The 2,847-nt window shown below is 67.1% G+C and carries 3 protein-coding genes; 1 reads left to right on the top strand and 2 read right to left on the bottom strand.

Going from position 1 to position 2,847, the window contains the following annotated elements; genetic code table 11:
• Positions 1-233: 233 nt before the first annotated feature.
• The gene (locus ACIRVK_RS45410) at positions 234-818 is read right to left on the bottom strand and encodes a TetR family transcriptional regulator (protein WP_404258020.1); all 585 of its coding nucleotides are present in this window, start codon (positions 816-818) and stop codon (positions 234-236) included.
• Between the two features lie 103 nt (positions 819-921).
• On the opposite strand from ACIRVK_RS45410, the gene ACIRVK_RS45405 reads away from it, so the two are divergent.
• Positions 922-1,863: an oxidoreductase gene (locus tag ACIRVK_RS45405; RefSeq protein WP_404258018.1), complete on the top strand. Its 942-nt coding sequence runs from the start codon at positions 922-924 to the stop codon at positions 1,861-1,863.
• A gap of 512 nt (positions 1,864-2,375) precedes the next feature.
• Here the strand turns inward: ACIRVK_RS45405 and ACIRVK_RS45400 are convergent.
• The coding region (locus ACIRVK_RS45400) for a transposase (RefSeq protein WP_404258016.1) at positions 2,376-2,847 on the bottom strand (472 nt) is incomplete at its 5' end.

Genomic DNA, 2,847 nt, shown 5'->3' with positions numbered 1-2,847 from the left:
CACGTGCCCGCGCAGCGCGGTGAAGCAGGAAGTCCCCGGAAGGGTCAGACGACCCAGGCCGGAATCCCTGGACTTTAGGCCAGGGAGCACGTCAATGGGGACCTGTGCCCGCGCTGCCCTCATGGCTGACCGAACTGCTCTGGGACTGCCACGCCCGCGCGTCAGCAACCGGATCATCTTCGACAAGCTCCTGCAACTTGTGAGCAGAAATCTCTCGCAGGCTGCAAGACGGCTCACGCAACAGAGTCCAACGCCGGGGCAATTGTGGCGAAGGCCCGGTCGGTCAGTTCGGCGGGGTCCTCAGCACCGTCGCTACCGCTCCACCGTTGCAGTACGGCGTCGAAGGCGGTGAGCGCCATCCCGGCGGCTAGCTGCGGGTACAGATCGGTGTCGGGGTCGAGCCGCAGGCGCTGCGCCAACTCTGCTGCCAGGTCGTCGCGCCACTGATCCTGGCGCTCCAGGAAGCGTGCGCGCAGGGCGGGGGTGCGCAGAATCAGCTGAACGACGCGCAGTGCCCTGTCGGAATGGTCGGCGCAGGCGGCCATGGAGGCCCAGACGGTGTGCTGCAGGGCCGCGGAAGGCTGCTCCTCGGTGGGGCGAGACGCCAGCGCTGCGTGCATGCCGGTGCCCATGTCGGCCAGGAACTGGACGACCACGTCCTCCTTGGAGGCGAAGTACCGGAAGAAGGTTCGCTTGGATACGCCGGCGGTGGCCGCGATCTCGTCGATGGTGACCGCGTCGAATCCCTTCAGCGCCAGTAGCTGCAGTGCCGCTTCGCTCAGCTCGTTGGAGACGAGTTGGCGTTTGCGTTGGGCCATGGTGACTTCAGGGCGGGGGCTCACTGGGCAATCCTACCGCCTGCCATCCATGGCACTTGGTAACCTCTTGACACCAAGTGTCATAGGAGGCAACGTGTGCCGCATGAGGATGAATCAGCGCTGGACCGCCGATCAGATCCCGGACCAGGCCAAGCGGGTGTTCGTCGTCACCGGAGCCAACAGCGGCCTCGGCCTGGCGACCACCCGGGCACTCGCCCGCAAGGGCGGGCACGTGATCCTCGCGGTGCGCGACGAGGCAAAAGGCCACCTGGCCGCCGCAGAGATCACCGCTGAGCAGCCTGGCGCCGCCCTTGAAGTGCGCCGCCTCGACCTGGCCGATCTCGATTCGGTCCGAGCATTCGCCGATCAGTTACGCGGCGATCATCCGCGGCTGGACGTGCTCGTCAACAACGCCGGTGTAATGGCGCCGCCCCGCTCGCTGAGCGCCCAGGGACACGAGTTGCAGTTCGCCTGCAACCACCTCGGCCACTTCGCGCTCACTGGTCTGCTGCTCGACCTGCTGACCGACGGCAACGACCCCTGCGTGGTCACGGTAAGTTCGACCAACCACCGGCAGGGGCACCTCTACTTCGACGACCTTTCCGGTGAGCGCAAGTACTCGCCCATGAGGTTCTACAACCAGTCGAAGTTCGCCAACGCCGTCTTCGGATGGGAACTCCACCGGAGATTGACCGCGGCCGGCAGCTCGGTGCGCAGCGTGCTCGCCCACCCCGGCTATACCTCCACCAACCTGCAAACAAGCGCGCCGGTCGGCATGGTGAAGGTGCTGTTCGGCCGCATCCTTGCCCCGCTCGCCCAGCCCCCGGAGCAGGGTGCACTGCCCCTGCTGTACGCGGCCACCGCCCCAGACGTGAAGGGCGGTGAGTTCATCGGGCCGGACGGCTTCGCCGAGCTGCGAGGCGGCCCGACGCAAGTGCAGTTGTCCACCGCGGCAGCCGATCCCCAGACCGGCCGCCGTCTGTGGGAACTGTCGGAACAACTCACCGACGTGCGGTTCCTGTTTCCGGCCACTTTCTACCGGTAGTTCGTTAAATCCGGCGGTAGAGATCAAGACCGTGTCCGGTGGTGACCGCGTCGATCAGGTCCTGGAGCTCGGAGGGTGGGTCCGTGTCCGTCCAGGCCCGCCACCACCGGTTGAGGGTGACGGCGGGGGTGAGCCAGGAACGGATGGCCCGTAACGCCCTGGGCCAGCAAGGCTGTTGGGGCCGGTGTGGTTCGGCTGGGCCCCCTCTCTGGCCCCTCCTCGGGACATGGATCTGGCGCGGTGGCATCCAGGGGTCCGGGTGGGGCGAACCATTGGTCCCAGCAGAAGGAGAAGGCGCAGTTGACCAGGGTCTGGTGGCGGCGGATGGCGCGGTCGGAGCGGACTTGGAAGTCGGCCCAGCCCAGTTCGTCCTTGATCTGCTTGTAGCTCTGCTCGATCCAGGGCCGCAGGCCGTAGAGGCGGACGATCTCGGCGAGGTCGGCCGGCGGGTGCGCGCTGGTGGTGGCGTGGGGTGCTTCGGGGTGGGGCAGACACCTCAGGCGCTCAACGTGTCAAGCAGCTGCGGCAAGAGCGGTTGGAAAGGCCGTGTCTTCATCGAACAGCGTCTGGTGCTGAAGGCAGTAGTAGAGCTGCCCGAGCATGCGGTTGAAGAGGTTCCGTTGGGCGGCGGCATGCCAGTCACCATGGTCGTCCCGGCGGCGCCGGTAGTGGGTCTTGGCGCCGGGCGAGGCGGTGATGGAGGAGAAGGCCCAGAGGTACCCGGCGGCGTTGAGGCGGTCGTTTTTGACCCACCGGCGAGTGATGCTCGACTTCTTGCCGGAGGCCCTGGTGATGGGCGAGGCGCCGGCGTATGCCTTCAGACCGCGGGCGTCCGCGAAGCGGGCCTTGTCGTCTCCGATCTCGGCGAGCACCCGGGCGCCGAGCTGGACGCCGAGCTGGACGCCGAGGCCGGGGAAGCTGAGGATGATCTCAGCGTCCGGGTGCTGAGGGAAAGCCTCTTCGACCGCCTCCGTGAGATCGTCG

Origin of the sequence: Streptomyces sp. NPDC101152 (assembly GCF_044768275.1) — a bacterium.
Classification (GTDB): domain Bacteria; phylum Actinomycetota; class Actinomycetes; order Streptomycetales; family Streptomycetaceae; genus Streptomyces.
Note: the sequence above shows the minus strand (reverse complement) of the source record. Positions and strands in the feature narration are given on the sequence as shown.